This is a genomic window from Streptomyces sp. NPDC006872 (assembly GCF_040635845.1).
Lineage (GTDB): Bacteria > Actinomycetota > Actinomycetes > Streptomycetales > Streptomycetaceae > Streptomyces.
In genome coordinates, this window is sequence record NZ_JBEYIL010000009.1 from 108,854 (window position 1) to 124,769 (window position 15,916).

14 protein-coding genes are annotated in these 15,916 nt (G+C 71.5%); 3 read left to right on the plus strand and 11 right to left on the minus strand.

All coding sequences use genetic code 11. From position 1 onward, the window contains the following. Window positions 1-4: 4 nt before the first annotated feature. From ABZ725_RS26460 to ABZ725_RS26470, 3 genes are all read right to left on the minus strand, one after another. Window positions 5-1,180 carry a chaplin gene (locus tag ABZ725_RS26460; protein WP_358805064.1) on the minus strand — a complete coding sequence of 392 codons (1,176 nt, stop codon included), beginning with the start codon at window positions 1,178-1,180 and terminating at the stop codon, window positions 5-7. Window positions 1,181-1,286: 106 nt separating this feature from the next. Beyond that, window positions 1,287-1,514, minus strand: coding sequence for a chaplin (locus ABZ725_RS26465; RefSeq protein ID WP_358805065.1), 228 nt, complete (start codon window positions 1,512-1,514; stop codon window positions 1,287-1,289). A 227-nt stretch (window positions 1,515-1,741) separates the two neighbouring features. Continuing rightward, window positions 1,742-2,152: a rodlin gene (locus tag ABZ725_RS26470; protein ID WP_358805066.1), complete on the minus strand. Its 411-nt coding sequence runs from the start codon at window positions 2,150-2,152 to the stop codon at window positions 1,742-1,744. Window positions 2,153-2,379: 227 nt separating this feature from the next. On the opposite strand from ABZ725_RS26470, the gene ABZ725_RS26475 reads away from it, so the two are divergent. Next, on the plus strand, window positions 2,380-2,790 hold the full coding sequence (locus tag ABZ725_RS26475) for a rodlin (protein WP_358805067.1): 411 nt from the start codon (window positions 2,380-2,382) through the stop codon (window positions 2,788-2,790). A gap of 110 nt (window positions 2,791-2,900) precedes the next feature. Next, entirely contained in the window at window positions 2,901-3,308 is a 408-nt protein-coding gene (locus tag ABZ725_RS26480; protein ID WP_358805068.1) for a rodlin, read from the plus strand. 78 nt (window positions 3,309-3,386) lie between these two features. Here ABZ725_RS26480 and ABZ725_RS26485 read toward each other — a convergent pair whose 3' ends face one another. The 3 genes from ABZ725_RS26485 to ABZ725_RS26495 all read right to left on the minus strand — a co-directional run bounded on the left by ABZ725_RS26485 (window position 3,387) and on the right by ABZ725_RS26495 (window position 8,542). Next, window positions 3,387-4,892 carry a von Willebrand factor type A domain-containing protein gene (locus ABZ725_RS26485; protein WP_358805069.1) on the minus strand — a complete coding sequence of 502 codons (1,506 nt, stop codon included), beginning with the start codon at window positions 4,890-4,892 and terminating at the stop codon, window positions 3,387-3,389. A gap of 141 nt (window positions 4,893-5,033) precedes the next feature. Beyond that, a complete protein-coding gene (locus ABZ725_RS26490) occupies window positions 5,034-5,888 on the minus strand; it encodes an ABC transporter permease (protein ID WP_358805070.1) in 855 nt (284 codons plus the stop codon). Next, window positions 5,885-8,542 carry an alpha/beta fold hydrolase gene (locus ABZ725_RS26495; RefSeq protein WP_358805071.1) on the minus strand — a complete coding sequence of 886 codons (2,658 nt, stop codon included), beginning with the start codon at window positions 8,540-8,542 and terminating at the stop codon, window positions 5,885-5,887. Before ABZ725_RS26495 ends, ABZ725_RS26490 begins: the two co-directional genes overlap by 4 nt. A gap of 245 nt (window positions 8,543-8,787) precedes the next feature. On the opposite strand from ABZ725_RS26495, the gene ABZ725_RS26500 reads away from it, so the two are divergent. Then, window positions 8,788-9,600 carry a hypothetical protein gene (locus ABZ725_RS26500; RefSeq protein WP_358805072.1) on the plus strand — a complete coding sequence of 271 codons (813 nt, stop codon included), beginning with the start codon at window positions 8,788-8,790 and terminating at the stop codon, window positions 9,598-9,600. Between the two features lie 88 nt (window positions 9,601-9,688). Here ABZ725_RS26500 and mmsA read toward each other — a convergent pair whose 3' ends face one another. The 5 genes from mmsA to iolC are packed head-to-tail and all read right to left on the minus strand — an operon-like array spanning window position 9,689 to window position 15,896. After that, on the minus strand, window positions 9,689-11,191 hold the full coding sequence (mmsA, locus tag ABZ725_RS26505; protein ID WP_351906497.1) for a CoA-acylating methylmalonate-semialdehyde dehydrogenase: 1,503 nt from the start codon (window positions 11,189-11,191) through the stop codon (window positions 9,689-9,691). A 14-nt stretch (window positions 11,192-11,205) separates the two neighbouring features. After that, window positions 11,206-13,095 (minus strand): 3D-(3,5/4)-trihydroxycyclohexane-1,2-dione acylhydrolase (decyclizing), encoded by a 1,890-nt coding sequence (gene iolD, locus ABZ725_RS26510; RefSeq protein ID WP_358805073.1) that lies wholly within the window; start codon window positions 13,093-13,095, stop codon window positions 11,206-11,208. Further along, a complete protein-coding gene (iolB, locus tag ABZ725_RS26515) occupies window positions 13,092-13,916 on the minus strand; it encodes a 5-deoxy-glucuronate isomerase (protein WP_351906503.1) in 825 nt (274 codons plus the stop codon). The genes iolD and iolB overlap by 4 nt, the downstream gene beginning before the upstream one ends. A gap of 7 nt (window positions 13,917-13,923) precedes the next feature. After that, entirely contained in the window at window positions 13,924-14,946 is a 1,023-nt protein-coding gene (locus ABZ725_RS26520; RefSeq protein ID WP_358805074.1) for a deoxyribose-phosphate aldolase, read from the minus strand. Next, window positions 14,946-15,896 carry a 5-dehydro-2-deoxygluconokinase gene (gene iolC / locus ABZ725_RS26525; RefSeq protein ID WP_358805075.1) on the minus strand — a complete coding sequence of 317 codons (951 nt, stop codon included), beginning with the start codon at window positions 15,894-15,896 and terminating at the stop codon, window positions 14,946-14,948. Before iolC ends, ABZ725_RS26520 begins: the two co-directional genes overlap by 1 nt. Window positions 15,897-15,916: the final 20 nt, after the last annotated feature.

A 15,916-nucleotide genomic window follows, 5' to 3' on the forward strand; every position in this document is an offset into this window, starting at 1 on the left:
CCGTTCACCGACGGGACGCGGCCCTGCCTCGCCGGTACAGGAGGGCGCCACTGCCGATGAGCACCGCGCTGACCCCGGACGCGGCGAGCAGCGCCGCCTTGTCACTGCCGGTGTGCGCCAACGCGGGCGGCGTCGCGTGCCCGGCACCGCCACCGTGCGGAGGCACGGAGTGTCCGCCGCCACCGTGGGGCGGCGTCGAGTGCCCGCCGCCGGAGGGAGGCGTGGAGTGCTCCCCACGGTGCGGAGGCGTCGACTGCCCGCCGCCGGAGGGCGGAGTGCTGCTGCCGCCGTGCGGGGGCGGGGACGAGTGGTCACCACCCGGCGGAGTACCGCCCCCACCGCCGTGCGGAGGCGGCGACGAGTGACCGCCGCCGGGCGGCGTACCGCCCCCACCGTGCGGAGGCGGGGTGGAGTGGTCGCCACCGGGCGGAGTGTTCCCACCACCGTGCGGGGGCGGGGAGGAGTGGTCGCCACCCGGCGGAGTACCGCCCCCACCGTGCGGAGGCGGCGACGAGTGATCGCCCCCGGGCGGAGGCGGGGTGTGGCCTCCACCGGGAGGCGGCGGGGTGTGCTCCCCGCCCGGCGGAGGCGGGGTGTGCCCCCCACCGGGAGGCGGCGGCGTGTGGCCTCCGCCGCCGCACGAGTCGCCGTAGCCCCCGCAGTCGTCGCCCGGACCGTGGTCGTCGTAACCGTCGTCCCCGTACCCGTCGTCCTCGTACCCCTGGTCGCCGTACCCGGAGTCCCCTCGATCCGGGCCCCCGTATCCCGAGTCGCTGTACCCGTCACCCCAGTGATCCGAGTCCCCGTGACCCGAGTCCTGGTAGCCGGAGTGCCCGTGGCCGGACCCCCCGTACCCGGAGTCGTCGTCGCCGTAGGGCGTCCCGTGTGGGCCGTATGCCCCGTCGGTGAGGTGGGCTCGGTGCTTGTGCTCGGCGGAGAGGTTGGCACAGGAGTTGCCGAACGTGGGGTTGAGCGCGGCGGCGGCGTCGACCGAGTTGCCGCAGGCGTTCACCGGGATGTTCACCGGGGCCTCGACATGGTTGCCCGACAGGAGTCCGGGCGATTCTTTGGCGGCCCCGTCGGCGTTCGAGTCGGCGAGGGCGGAACCGCCCCCGCACAGGGACAGAATGCTCGTCGCGGCGGCGGCCGCGACCATTCCCCTGCTCAGGGTCTGGCGCAATCTCGTTGTCTTCCTGCTTGAAGAAGTGGGAAAAGCCGACCCTGGACCACCGAAGAGTCGTCCAAGGCCGGCCTCGACCCAGCCGTACGACTGGTGCGATCCGCCGTCAGTCGTTGATGCAGACGTTGCCGGCGGTCGGGTTCAGCAGCGCGATGACGTTGATCGAGTTGCCGCACACGTTGATCGGGATGTGGATCGGAACCTGAACGACGTTGCCCGACAGGACGCCCGGGGAGCCGATGGCGGCACCGTGGGCATCAGCGTCGGCGAAGGCCGGGGCGGCCCCGCCCAGCGCCAGGATCAGACCCGCGACAACAGCAGCACTCTTCTTCATGGGATTCCCTTCTCCGCGGTCGTGCCCGGATGCACGACTCGCAAGCTGCAAACGAGAGATAGACAGCCGAAGCAACTGACGAACGCGCGTCGCCCGGGAATTCACTCGAACGCATTCATATAGTTCACACATCAGGCCCACTACAGAAGAAACGCTTCTCCAGACAAACACCGCCGGACGGCCCGCCGAAAAGGCACGGGCCGTCCGGCGGGCAGCGCCGATGGACGTCAGCCGTTGGCCACGCCGTTGCCCGACAGGGCCGAGATGTCGTCCAGGATGTGCGACAGCGGCTCGTCGCCCTTGGCCTGGGTGGAGTTCTCCGCGCACTGCTGGTTCTGCGGGGAGGCCAGGACGTTGATGTCCTGGACGTCGATCGGGACCGCACCCAGGATGCCTTGCACGTTCCCCTTGACCGGCAGGCCGATGCACAGCTTGTTCAGGGAGCTCTGGACCAGCGTGGCCTGCGGGCTCAGGTCGCCCTTGGTCACCGAGTTACCGAACTTCGACGAGGCGCCGTTGCCGCTGGCGGAGGTGGTGCCGGCGTCGTCCCCGATGGCAAGCGCCTGAGGCGCGGCCGCCGCCGAGACACCCACGACGGAAGCGGCGACCGCCGCCACGGCCATTGCCTTCTTCAGCATTTCGCTATTCCTTTCCCTGTCCTGGCTCGGGCCAGGACCATGTGCCTGCCACCGAACAACCGGATGCGCCGGTTTTGGTTGCGGCCCTTCACCCGATCGGTTTTTCCGACTCGGCGACGGGAGTTCACCTCGATAGGCCATCGGAGTGAAGCGGAGCAACCAAACAGGGGTGAGGCAGTTATTCAGACCGCTCCGGTGGACGGGGTTTCTCCAGAAGGGACTAGCAAGTGATCAAGAAGGTTCTGGCCGCCGCCGCGGTCGCCGCTTCCGTCGTGGGCGTCTCCGCAGCTGCCGCAGCTCCGGCGCTCGCCATCGGCAACGACAGCGGCACCACCTCCGCCAGCGGCAACGGCGCCAGCCAGTCGTTCGGCAACTCGGCCACCTTCGGCAACATGAGCCCCCAGATGGCGCTCATCCAGGGCTCCCTCAACAAGCCGTGCATCGGCTTGCCGGTCAAGGGGAACCTGCAGGGCCTCGTCGGTGCTGTCCCGATCAACGTCCAGGACATCAACGTCCTGTCCTCCCCGCAGAACCAGCAGTGTGTCGAGAACAGCACCCAGGCCAAGGGCGACGAGGCACTGTCGCACATCCTCGACGACATCTCGGTCCTCGCGGGCAACGGCGCTGCCAACCACTGACGTTCCACCCCGACAGCGGGTCGACGGACCACCGGCGACTCGCTGTCCGGCGCAGGCGTGACGATCGCGCAGCGCCTCCCCCGGAGTCCGCTTTTTGAAAGGGAAAGAAAATGAAGAAGCTGTGGGCAACCGCGGTGGTCGCCGCCTCCCTGGCCGGTGTCGCGGTCGCCTCCGCGCCGCAGGCCCTGGCCATCGGTGACGACAGCGGCACCACCTCCGCCAGTGGCAACGGCGCCTCGTCGGAGTTCGGCAACTCGGCCACGTTCGGCGACCTGAGCCCGCAGCTCTCGCTGGTCCAGGGCTCGCTGAACAAGCCGTGCCTCGGCCTGCCCGCCAAGCTGAACCTGCAGGGCCTCGTCGGCGCTGTCCCGATCAACGTCCAGGACATCAACGTCCTGTCCTCCCCGCAGAACCAGCAGTGTGTCGAGAACAGCACCCAGGCCAAGGGCGACGAGCCGCTCTCGCACATCCTGGACGACATCTCGGTCCTCGCGGGCAACGGCGCGGGCAACGGCTGAGCCGCAACCTGACGTAGTGCGACGGCGGGTCACCGGAACTCCGGTGGCCCGCCGTTTCGTGTGTCACGTGCTGCTCTGCTAGAGGTCGAGACGGCTTGCGTCGGCGATGGCTTCGGCGAGGTCGGCGACCTCCTTGTCCTCGGTCTTCCGCGCCAACGCGTCGGCCGTTTCGCCGAGTTCGCTCAGTGACGGGGCGTCGGGCAGCGAGCGCTCCGAGTCGCGCAGGGCGTCGGCGAAGTAGGCGGCCGTCGTGGTGACCTGGAAGCGGACGGGTGCGTCGGCGAGGTCGTCGTGCAGGGCGTCGGTCTCCAGCTGTCCGGTGGCCTCGTGCGGGGTGCGGGTGTCGGGGTCGAGCCAGCGGACGGTGGCCGTGGCGAGGTGGCCGTCGGCGCCGGACTTGGTACGCACGGCGTAGAGGGCGGTGACGGTGTGGCCGGGGCCGACCTCGCCGCCGTCCACGCCGTCGTCGCGGAAGTCGTCGTCGGCGACGCGGCGGTCGTCGTAGCCGACGAGGCGGAACTCGGCGACCGTCTCGGGGTCGAAGGCGACCTGGGCCTTGGCGTCGCGGGCGGTCAGGTCGACGTTCTGCGGGAGGTCGGTGGAGAAGACCTTGCGGGCGTCCGCCTCGTTCGAGACGTAGGCGGTGTGGCCGTCGCCCTTGTCGGCCAGGCGTTCCATCAGCGCGTCGCCGTAGTCGCTGCCGACGCCCACGCCGAAGAGGGTGATGCCGTGTTCCTCGCGGGCGTCGGAGATGCGCTCCAGGATGGAGTCGGCGTCCGTGTCGCCGGTGTTGGCGAGGGCGTCGGAGACGAGCACGACCCGGTTGGTGGCGCCCTCGCGCAGGCCTTCGACGGCGGTTTCGTAACCGGTCTCGACGCCGGCGCCGAGGTTGGTGGAGTCGGTCGGCTCCAGGCTGTCGATGGCGTCGTGGACGCGGTCCCGGTGGTCGCCGAGCCGGGTCATCGGCAGGACGGTCTCGGCCTCGCCGCTGAAGGTGACGATGGCCACGGAGTCGTCGTCGCGGAGCCGGTCGGTCATCGTGCCGAGGGCGGACCGGGCGAGGTCCAGGCGGCCGGGTTCGGCCATCGAGCCGGAGACGTCGATGACGAAGGTGAGGGCGGCGGGCGGGCGTTCGCCCGTTGCGGCGCCCTTGCGCGTGGCGAGGCCGACGCGGACCAGGGACCAGTCGTCGTCGCCGGTGCGGGCGCCGTCGACGGTGACCGAGAAGCCGTTGCCGTCGGGGCGTTCGTAGTCCTGGCGGAAGCTGTTGACGAATTCCTCGGGGCGGACCGTCGAGGGGTCCGGGAGCCGGCCTTCGGCGAGGGTGCGGCGGGCGTAGCCGTAGGAGGCGGTGTCGACGTCGAGGGCGAAGGTGGAGAGGAGGTCGGGGGCGGCCTTGCGGTCCCCGTCCGTGAGGTCCTCGTCCGCGCGGGGTTCGCTCGGGGCGGGGAAGCCGTCGCTGCGGTTCGCCGCTCCGTCCGAGGCCTTGCTGCTGTCGGAGTCGGCGCCCGCGCCGCAGCCGGTGAGCAGAAGTGCCGTGGCCGCCGCGGCGGCGAGGAGTCGTGCTGTCCGGTGGGTTTTCATGTCCCGTGCCCCCTGTGTCCGTCGATGTCTGTGACTGTGACGGGGCAGGGGGCCGGAGCGTGCGGCACGGGGCGTTGCGGATACGTCTCGAAGAGGGCACGACGGCCGGTCTTCGAGACCGGTGGGTGATCTTCCGGTGACCTAGGGGACGACGTCCTTGCGGGCGAAACCCCTGAAGGCCAGGGCGAACAGGACGAGCGCGTACGTTACCGAGACGGCGGTGCCCTGGATCATGCCGGACCACTCGGGGGTGGGCTGGACGGCATCGGCCCAGGCGAACTGCCAGTGCGCGGGCAGGAAGTCGCGCCAGTCGCCGAGGGCCGTGACGGCGTCCAGGACGTTGCCCACGATGGTCAGGCCGACCGCGCCGCCGACCGCGCCGAGCGGGGCGTCGGTCTTCGTCGACAGCCAGAACGCGAGCCCGGCGGTGACCAGTTGGGAGACGAAGATGAACCCGATCACTATCAGCAGCCGCTGGGCCGCCGTGCCCGGGGCGAGCTCGCCGCCGGTGGGCAGTTCCAGCGGGCCCCAGCCGTAGGCCGCGGAGCCGACGGCGAGCGCGACGACCGGCAGCAGGACCATCGCGGCCAGGCTGAGGCCGAGGCCGACGACGAGCTTGGACCACAGCAGCCGGGCCCGGGGCACGGGCGCGGCCAGGAGGTAGCGCAGGGAGGACCAGCCGGCCTCCGAGGCTACCGTGTCCCCGCAGAACAGGGCGACCGGGATGACCAGCAGGAAGCCCGCCGAGACGAACAGGTTGACGGCGGCGAAGTTGGCGCCGGACGCGGTCGCGGTGTCCATCAGGGACACCGTGTTGTTGCGGCCGCCCGGCTCGCCGCCGATGGCGAAGGCGATGAGCAGGACGAACGGGAGGGCGGCGAGGACGGCGCCCATGACGATCGTGCGGCGGCGCCCCAGCTGGCGGACCAGCTCGACGCGCAGCGGGAGGGTGCGGCGGGCCTGGTAGCCGGAGGCGACCTCGGTGAGCGTGCTCATGCGGAACCTCCGATCAGGGTGAGGAAGGCGTCCTCCAGGCGGCGGTGCGGGCCGACGGAGGTCACGGGCACGTCGAGCCGGACGAGTTCGGCGACCAGGCGTTGGGCGGTGCCGTCGGCGTCCAGCCGGACGAGGAGTCCGAGTCCGTCGTCGGTGGCGGCCGCGGAGGCGATGCCGGGCAGCGCCGAGATCTTCTCCACGACCGGCTCCTCCACCGGGGCGGCGGTGCCCACGAGGAGGGTGTCGCCGGAGCCGATGATCGCGGCGACCGGGCCGGCCTGGACGAGCCGGCCCCGGTCCATGACCACGAGGTGGGTGCAGGACTGCTCGACCTCGGACAGGAGATGGCTGGAGACGATCACCGTGCGGCCGGCGGCCGCGTAGCGGATCATCACCTCGCGCATCTCGCGGATCTGCGGCGGGTCGAGGCCGTTGGTCGGCTCGTCGAGGATGAGCAGGTCCGGGAGGCCGAGCATGGCCTGGGCGATGGCGAGGCGCTGGCGCATGCCCTGGGAGTAGGTGCGCACCGCGCGGGCGAGGCCCTCGCCGAGGCCGGCGATCTTCAGGGCCTCTTCGAGGTGGGCGTCCGCGGCCGGGCGGCCGGTGGCCTGCCAGTACAGCTCCAGGTTCTCCCGGCCGGTCAGGTGCGGGAGGAAGCCGGCGCCCTCGACGAAGGAGCCGACGCGGGACAGGACGGGGGCGCCCGGACGGATGGCGTGGCCGAAGACGCGGATCTCGCCGCCGTCGGGCTTGATCAGGCCCATCAGCATGCGCAGGGTCGTCGTCTTGCCCGCGCCGTTCGGGCCGAGCAGGCCGAGGACCTGGCCCTTCTCTACCTGGAAGGAGAGGTCGCGGACGCTGTAGCGGTCGCCGCCCGCGTACTTCTTGCTCAGGTCGGTGATCTGCAGCGGGACGTCGGCGAGCTCGGGGTCGGGGGCGGGGGCCGTGGTGACCCGGCGGCGGGCGGTCAGCAGCAGGGCCAGCGCCACGGCCGCGCCGGCGAGGGGCAGCCACCAGACCCAGGACGGGAGCGGGGCCGCCGCCGTCGTCACAGCCGGGGCGGTGGGGACCGACAGGTCGCTCTTCAGGGAGACCGTGTACGTCGCCGGGGTCAGCGGGGAGGCGTAGCCGAGGTCGGTGGAGGCGAGGACCAGGCGCAGCCGGTGGCCTTCGTCGACCTCGTGGTCGATCGCCGGGAGCGTGATGGTGACGTCCTTGCCGGCCTTGGCGCCTTCGACCCGGACCGGGGCGACGAGCTGGGAGGGCAGCACCTGCTGGGCGCCGCCGACGCCGACGTCGTAGACCTTGGCGAAGAGGACGGCCTGGTCGGTCGTCGACTTCACGTGGACGGTGACCGTCGGGGAGCCGGTGACGCGCAGGTCGCCGGTGACCGGGGCGGAGTCGAAGGAGGCGTACTGGCCGGGGAAGTCGAGCGAGACGCCGACGCCGAGGGAGGAAAGCTGGGAGAGGCCGCCGCCGCCGAGGCCGGGCAGGGCGGAGACGGCGGGCGGGCTGGCGCCGGCCGGGTTGGCGAAGGACTGCTCCGGGCGGCGGCCGGTCAGCGGGAACGAACGGTCGCCGCTGGTCAGGCCGGGGTAGTCGGCCGCGCTCGCGCCCCTGAGCTGGGCGGCGCCGTCGGTGGAGTCGACGCCTCCGGTGCGGGTGACGCGGAAGGCGGGGCCGGTGTCGGCGGAGGTGTCCTTCTTGAGATACCGGTCGAACCACGAGGTGACGCGTGCCTGGACGCGGCTGCTCTCCAGGTCGCCGCCGTCGTGGCCGCCCGCGATCCAGTCGACGTCGACGGGTGCGCCGTTGGCCTTGATCGCCTTCTCGGCGGCGTCGGACTGGGCGAGGGTGAAGAGGGAGTCCGTCTGGCCCTGGATGAGGAGGGTGGGGACCTTGATGCGGTCGGCGACGGCGGACGGGGAGCGCTGTTCGAGGAGTGCGCGTGCGGCGGCGTCCGGGGTGCCGGACTCGGCGACGCGCTCGTACATCGTGGCCAGCGCGGGTTCGAAGTTGGCGGCGCCGCCGCCGGTGTTGAAGAAGATGCCGGCCCACAGCTTCTTGAACACGCCGTCGGGGAACAGGGCGTCCGCGAGGTTCCAGTAGGTGATCGCGGGGGCGATGGCGTCGACGCGGTCGTCGTACCCGGCGGCGAGGAGCGAGATCGCGCCGCCGTAGGAGGCGCCGGCCACGCCCACGCGCGGGTCGCCGGTCTTGTCGAGCTGGACCTGGGGCTGCTTCGCGAGCCAGTCGATCAGCTTCGAGACGTCGGCGACCTCGCCCTTCGGGTCGTTCAGCCCGATCTTGCCGGTGGACTCGCCGAAGCCGCGCGCCGACCAGGTCAGCACCGCGTACCCGTCCTGGGCGAGCTTCTCGGCCTGCTCGCGGACGTCGTCCTTGCTGCCGCCGAAGCCGTGTCCGAGGAGGACGGCGGGGCGGCGGCCCGATCCGCCGGCGGTGAAGTAGGAGGTGTCCAGGCGTACGCCGTCCACCGCCATGACCCGGTCGGCGCTGTGCACCGCGGGCGTGTCGTCGTCGGAGGCGACGGCCGTCCAGGTACCGGCACCGGCGAGTACGACCACTGCGGCCGCGGCGGAGATGATCCGTCGCGGCCGCCATGGTCCTCGCAGACCGGGCAATCGAAGATCCATGCTTCAACGGTACGGCGTCAACCTGTCGTGGAGTTGTCGACCGTAGACCGAACTGGCCGACCTCCTGGGGGCGTACGCGACCGGCCGCGTGTACCGCAGGCGCGGTACACGGCGCCCGCCTGAATTCAGGGAAAACGTGCGGACGTTCGACGTACGGGCGTGCCAGTGTGTCCCGTCAGGGTTGTGCGGGCACAGACGTTGCACAGGGGTGGGGACATATGGGACCGGGGCACAGGGCTGTCTGGGTGGCGATCACGGCGGCCACGCTGCTGGCCGGTGTCGGGTGCGGCAGGCGGGCGGCGGAGGCCGCCGACGCGTCGTCCAAGGTCGTGGACGACACCGCCGGGATCCTGTCGGTGCTGACCCGGGCGGGCGACCTGAGCCAGGACCTGGGATCCGCCGAGGTCAGGATGACGACCGACCTGGGAACCGGGCAGCCGGTCGCCATGGACGGCCTGTACACCTGGGGTGACGGCTACGCCTTCGACGTCGAGATGGACACCGCGGCCGCCCGGCTGCAGACGCTCCAGGACGCCCCGAGGATCCGCGCGCTGTTCGTCGACGGCGCCTATTACTACGACGTCGATCCGCAGCCCGCCGGCCCGCTCGCGGGCAAGGAGTGGATGAAGGTGGACGCGTCGGCGATGTTCGGCGACGCGGGCCCGCAGGCCCTCTCCGAGAGCGCCGGCCCGGTGGCCTCCCTGAGCAGCCTGCAGTACGCCGACGACGTGGAAGAACTCGGCAAGGAGACGGTCGGCGGTCAGCGCACGACCCACTACCGGGCCGTGCTCGACAACAGCCGGATGGGCGGGTTCGACGACGCCTTCACCGACGGCAGCACCCTGTTCGGCTCGGTCACCGGCGACGCGGACTCCATCACCGTGGACATCTGGGTCGGCGGCAAGGAGCTGCCGGTCCGGTTGAAGCAGACCGTCGGCAAGGTGACGGTCACCATGGACTTCGAGAAGTTCGGCGGGACGGCCGCGGTGCAGGCCCCGCCGGCCGCGCAGACCGGCGACCTCACCGAGGCCGTCGAGCAGGGCGGCGCCGCACAGTGACACGAGCGCGCCCTGTCCCCCTCGCGAGAGCGAGAGGGGGCAGGGCGCGGTCGGTGTTCGAGTGTTCGGGCCTCAGTGGTTGCGGGCCTCAGTGGTTGCGGGGGAAGCCCAGGTCGACGCCGGTGGGGGCGTCGGCGGGGTCGGGCCAGCGGGTGGTGACGACCTTGCCGCGGGTGTAGAAGTGGGTGCCGTCGTTGCCGTAGATGTGGTGGTCGCCGAAGAGGGAGTCCTTCCAGCCGCCGAAGCTGTGGTAGCCGACGGGGACCGGGATCGGGACGTTGACGCCGACCATGCCGGCCTCGATCTCCAGCTGGAAGCGGCGGGCCGCGCCGCCGTCGCGGGTGAAGATCGCGGTGCCGTTGCCGAAGGGGGAGCTGTTGATCAGCGCCACGCCCTCGTCGTAGGTGTCCACGCGCAGCACGCACAGCACCGGGCCGAAGATCTCGTCCTGGTAGGCCTTCGCGGTGGTGGGGACCTTGTCGAGGAGCGAGATGCCGATCCAGTGGCCGTCCTCGAAGCCGTCGACGGTGTAGCCGGTGCCGTCCAGGACGACCTCGGCGCCCTCGGCCGCCGCGCCGGTGACGTAGGAGGCGACCTTGTCGCGGTGGACGGCCGTGATGAGCGGGCCCATCTCGGAGGTCGGGTCGTTGCCGGGGCCGATCTTGATCTTCTCGGCGCGCTCGCGGATCTTCTCCACCAGCTCGTCGCCGATCGAGCCGACCGCGACGACCGCGGAGATGGCCATGCAGCGCTCGCCGGCCGAGCCGTAGGCGGCGGAGACGGCGGCGTCCGCGGCCGCGTCCAGGTCCGCGTCGGGGAGGACCAGCATGTGGTTCTTCGCGCCGCCGAGCGCCTGCACGCGCTTGTGGTTCGCGGAGGCGGTGGTGTGGATGTGCCGGGCGATCGGGGTCGAGCCGACGAAGGAGACGGCCTTGACGTCCGGGTGCTCCAGGAGGCGGTCGACGGCCGCCTTGTCGCCGTTGACGACGTTGAACACGCCGTCCGGCAGACCGGCCTCGGCGAGGAGCTCGGCGAGCTTCAGGGACGCCGAGGGGTCCTTCTCGGACGGCTTCAGCACAAAGGTGTTGCCGGTCGCGATCGCGATCGGGAACATCCACATCGGGACCATCGCCGGGAAGTTGAACGGCGTGATGCCCGCGACGACGCCCAGCGGCTGGCGGATGGAGGAGACGTCCACCCGGCTGGCGACCTCGGTGGACAGCTCGCCCTTCAGCTGCACGGTGATCCCGCACGCCAGGTCGACGATCTCCAGGCCGCGCGCGACCTCGCCGAGCGCGTCCGAGTGCACCTTGCCGTGCTCGGCGGTGATCAGCTCGGCGATCTCGTCGCGGTGCGCGTCCAGCAGCGCACGGAACTTGAACAGGATCGTGGTGCGCTTGGCGAGGGACGAGAGGCCCCAGGTCGCGAACGCGTCCTTCGCGGCCGCAACCGCCGCGTCGACCTCCTCGACGGAGGCGAACGCGACCTTCGTGGTGACCGCGCCGGTCGCCGGGTCGGTGACCGGCCCGTAGTTGCCCGACGCGCCCTCGACGGTCTTGCCGCCGATCCAGTGGTTGACGATCTTCGTCATGACCGAGTGCTCCTTCACAGATGGCGGCGTCGGGTAGAGACGTGCCGTTCGTACAGCTCACGTGCCTTCACCGCGGACGGTCGTGTCGCGGTCTCGGCCACAGGTACATCCCACCAGGCCTGCGCGGGCGGCGGGCCCGACACAGTGTCGGCCGTTTCGGTCTCCACGTAGACACAAGTGGGAGTGTCGGCGCGGCGCGCCTCGGCGAGGGCCTCGCGCAGTTCCTGGACGGTCTTCGCGCGCAGGACGCGCATCCCGAGGCTGGCCACGTTGGCGGCCAGGTCGACGGGCAGCGGGGCCCCGGTGAAGGTGCCGTCGTCCGAGGTGTAGCGGTACGCGGTGCCGAACCGCTCGCCGCCGACGGACTCCGACAGACCGCCGATCGAGGCGTAGCCGTGGTTCTGGATGAGCAGGATCTTGATCGCGATCCCCTCCTGCACGGCCGTCACGATCTCGGTCGGCATCATCAGATACGTGCCGTCGCCGACCAGCGCCCAGACGTTGCGCTCGGGGGCGGCGAGTTTCACTCCGATGGCCGCCGGGATCTCGTAGCCCATGCAGGAGTAGCCGTACTCCAGGTGGTACTGGTCCCGGGAGCGGGCCCGCCACAGCTTGTGCAGGTCGCCGGGGAGGGAACCGGCCGCGTTGATGACGACGTCCGACTCGTCGGCGAGGGCGTCGAGGGCCCCGAGCACCTGCGGCTGGGTCGGGCGTACGTCGGGCTCGTCGGCCTCGTAGCAGGCGTCGACGCGCTGCTCCCAGCGCTCCTTGTCCTCCGAGTACTCGGTGACGTAGGCGTCCGGGACGCGGTGGCCGTGCAGTCCGAGGGCCTGCGTCAGCTCGCCCAGGCCGCTGCGGGCGTCCGCCACGAGGGGCAGACCGGCGAGCTTGTGGCCGTCGTAGGGGGCGATGTTGAGGTTGAGGAAGCGGACTCCGTCGCCCGTGAACAGGGTGCCCGAGGCGGTGGTGAAGTCGGTGTAGCGGGTGCCCACGCCGATGATCAGGTCCGCGGTGCGGGCGAGTTCGTCGGCGGTGGCGGTGCCGGTGTGGCCGACGCCGCCCACGTCCTGGGGGTGGTCGTAGCGCAGCGATCCCTTGCCGGCCTGGGTGGAGGCGACCGGGATGCCGGTGGCCTCGGCGAACTCGGCGAGGGCCTCCTCCGCGCGGCTGTGGTGGACTCCGCCGCCGGCGATGATCAGGGGGCGGCGGGCGGCGCGTATCGCACGGACCGCTTCCGCGAGTTCGGTCGGGTCGGCGCCCGGGCGACGGACGACCCAGGTGCGCTCGGCGAAGAACTCGTCGGGCCAGTCGTAGGCCTCGGCCTGGACGTCCTGGGGCATCGCGAGGGTGACCGCGCCCGTCTCCACGGGGTCCGTCAGCACCCGCATCGCCTGGAGGGCCGCCGGGATCAGGGCCTCCGGGCGGGTGACGCGGTCGAAGTACCTCGACACCGGGCGCAGGCTGTCGTTGACCGACACATCGCCCGCGTAGGGAACTTCGAGCTGCTGGAGCACCGGGTCGGCGACGCGGGTCGCGAAGATGTCGCCGGGGAGGAGGAGGACCGGGAGGTGGTTGACGGTCGCCAGGGCGGCGCCGGTCACCAGGTTCGTCGCGCCGGGGCCGATGGACGTCGTCACCGCGTGCGTGGAGAGCCGGTTCGACTGGCGGGCGTAGCCCACCGCCGCGTGCACCATCGACTGCTCGTTGCGGCCCTGGTGGAACGGCATCTCGGCGCCGTACTCGATCAGCGCCTGGCCGAGGCCGGCCACGTTGCCGTGGCCGAAGATGCCCCAGGTCGCGCCGATCAGCCGCTGCCGTACGCCGTCGCGCTCCGTGTACTGGGCGGCGAGGAAGCGGACGAGCGCCTGGGCGACGGTCAGCCTGGTGGTCGAGGTCGACGTCATCGGTAACCCCCTGTGCTCTCTACGTGGTCCGGGTGGAAGCAGATCCGCCACTCCCGGGTCTGGCCCGGTCCCGCCATGACGTTCAGGTAGTACATGGCGTGGCCCGGCTGGGCGATGGCCGGCCCGTGCCAGCCGTCGGGGACGAGGACGGCGTCACCGGAGCGGACCTCGGCGAGGACGTCGGCGCCGCCCTCGCGCGAGGGCGAGACGCGCTGATAGCCGAAGCCGCCCGGGCCGTCGATCTCGAAGTAGTAGATCTCCTCGAGCTCGGCCTCCTCGCCCGGCCGGTGCTCGTCGTGCTTGTGCGGCGGGTACGAGGACCAGTTGCCGCCGGGGGTGATCACCTCGACGGCGATCAGCTTGTCGCAGTCGAAGGCGTCGGCGGAGGCGAAGTTGCGCACCAGACGGGCGCAGTTGCCGCTGCCGCGCTCTTCGACGGGGACCTCCGGCGCGGGGCCGTAGCGGGCGGGGAGTTGTCGCTCGCACTTCGCTCCTGCCAGGGCGAAGCGGCCTCCCGCGCCGGAGGCGATCTGGACCCGGGCGTCTCGGGGAACGTACGCGAAGTCGGAGACCGACGCGAACACGCTTTCCCTGCCCAGGAGTTGGAACTCTTTTCCGTCTGTTTGTACGGTACATCCGCCTTCGAGCGGAAGCACGATCCACTCGCTGTCACCGGTGGTGAAGAGGTGCGTGCCGCCCGGCTCCAGCTCGACGATCCGCAGGCTGCTGTGGGTCCAGCCGGCCCGCTTCGGGTCGATGTCGAGGACATAGTTCCCGTCCGCGGTGGCGCCGCGCGGGACGTACAGGTCGTTGTTCGTCATGCGGCCCTCACAGCAGTCCGACGGCGGTGTCCACGGCGGCGGCGACGTCCCCGTCCGCCGGGTAGAGCAGCGAACGGCCGACCACCAGGCCCCGCACGGTGGGGAGTTGCAGCGCCCCGCGCCACTTCTCGTACGCGCCGTCCTGGTCGTCGCCGACCTCGCCGCCCAGCAGGACGGCGGGGAGCGTGGACGTCTCCATGACCTCGGCCATGTCGTCGGGGTTGTCGGTGACCGGAAGCTTCAGCCAGGTGTAGGCGGACGTGCCGCCCAGACCCGAGGCGATGGCGATCGACTTGGTGACGGCCTCGGCGGAGAGGTCGTTGCGCAGCTTTCCGTCCTCGCCGCGGCGGCTGATGAACGGTTCGACGAAGAGGGGGAGCTTGCGGGCGGCCATGTCGTCGATGGCGCGGGCCGTGGTCTCCAGGGTGGTGAGGGAGCCCGGGTCGTCGTAGTCGATGCGCAGCAGCAGCTTGCCCGCGTCGAAGTTCAGCCGCTCGATGTCCTCGGCGCGGTGGCCGGTGAAGCGGTCGTCGAGCTCGAAGACCGCGCCCTGGAGACCGCCGCGGTTCATCGAGCCCATGACGACCTTGCCGTCGAGGGCGCCGAGGAGGAGCAGGTCGTCGAGGATGTCGGCGGTCGCGAGGACGCCGTCCACGCCGGGGCGCGAGAGCGCCAGGCAGAGGCGTTCCAGCAGGTCGGCGCGGTTGGCCATGGCCATCCGGTCGCCGCCGACGCCGAGCGCGCCACGGGCCGGATGGTCGGCCGCGACGATCATCAGCCGGCCGGAGTCGTCGAGGAGCGGCCTGCGCGGGCGGCGGGCGGCGGCCTCGGCGATCGCCTCGGGGTACTGCGTGCGCAGCCGGACGAGTTCGGAGACGTCGACGGTCGTGGTCCCGGTCGTCCCGGTCGAGGTCTCGGTCGTCCCGGTCGGGGTCTCGGTCACGGGCTCGCTTCCGGATGGCTGCTCGATCATGCCGTGGCAGCCCGTGTCGTAGGTCTCGTCGGGGGCGCCGCGCTTGCGGCCCGCCATCACAGCACCGCTCCGGCGGCGATCGCGGCCTCGACCTCGGCGACGGTCGGCATCGCGGAGGAGCACTCCAGACGGGAGGCGACGATCGCCCCGGCCGCGTTGGCGTGGCGCATGATCTTCTCCAGGTCCCAGCCCGCGAGCAGGCCGTGGCAGAGGGAGCCGCCGAAGGCGTCACCGGCGCCGAGGCCGTTGAGGACGTTCACCGGCAGCGGCGGGACCTCGGCGGACTCGCCCTTGCTGTTGACGGCGAGGACGCCCTTGGGGCCCTGCTTGACGACCGCGAGTTCCACGCCGGCGTCCAGCAGCGCCTGCGCGGCGGCCTGCGGCTCGCGCACTCCGGTGGCGACCTCCACCTCGTCGAGGTTTCCGACGGCGACGGTGGTGTGCTTGAGGGCCTCGGTGTAGAAGGGGCGGGCCGATTCCGGATCCGACCAGAACATCGGGCGCCAGTCCAGGTCGAAGACCGTGGTGCCGGCCCTGGCCCGGTGGGCGAGGGCGGCGAGGGTCGCCGTACGGCTGGGCTCCTCGCTCAGGCCGGTGCCGGTGACCCAGAAGATGCGGGCCTCGCGGACGGCGCCGAGGTCGAGCTCATGGGCGTCGATCTCCAGGTCCGGCGCCTTGGGCCGGCGGTAGAAGTACAGCGGGAAGTCGTCCGGCGGGAAGACCTCGCAGAAGGTGACGGGCGTCGGCAGCCCGGGCACGGAGGTGACCCAGCGGTCGTCCACGCCGAAGCCGCGCAGGGCCTCGTGCAGATAGGTGCCGAAGGGGTCGTCGCCGGTGCGGGAGATCACCGCGGTCTCCCGGCCGAGCCGGGCGGCGGCGACGGCGACGTTGGTCGCCGATCCCCCCAGGAACTTCCCGAAGGACGTGACCTGCGGGAGTGGCACACCCGTCTGCAGCGGATAGAGGTCCACTCCGATCCGCCCCATGGTGATCAGGTCGTACGCCATCGAGTTCCCTTCGCATTCGG